Consider the following 278-nt stretch of genomic DNA (forward strand, 5'->3'; position numbering starts at 1 on the left):
TAGAGGATCTGCGAGGTGCCTTTTTCAATAGAGCCTCCCAGAATTTTCTGCACTACCAGAACAGTCAGCAGTATGCCTATTACCGGAAGGATTGAGTTTATGAAGCTGAGCTTTAAAACGCTGTTGATGTATGATGCGGAATAATACACCCAGTGTGCAAAGTACTTTAAAACGATAACGGCAAATGCCGCCATGATGCCTACAAGAACACTGGAGAGAAAGATAAACTGTTTTGGAGGGAGTTTTTTTCTTCCCAGGACAAGCAGGGCTTCAATCTG

Annotated in this window: 1 pseudogene; it reads right to left on the bottom strand. The window is 43.5% G+C overall.

What is annotated here, in order from left to right:
* Positions 1-275 (bottom strand): annotated as a pseudogene (locus ACWA1B_RS22585) (chloride channel protein); the annotation flags it as partial.
* Positions 276-278 lie beyond the last annotated feature (3 nt).

The organism is Flavobacterium xizangense (genome assembly GCF_054075145.1).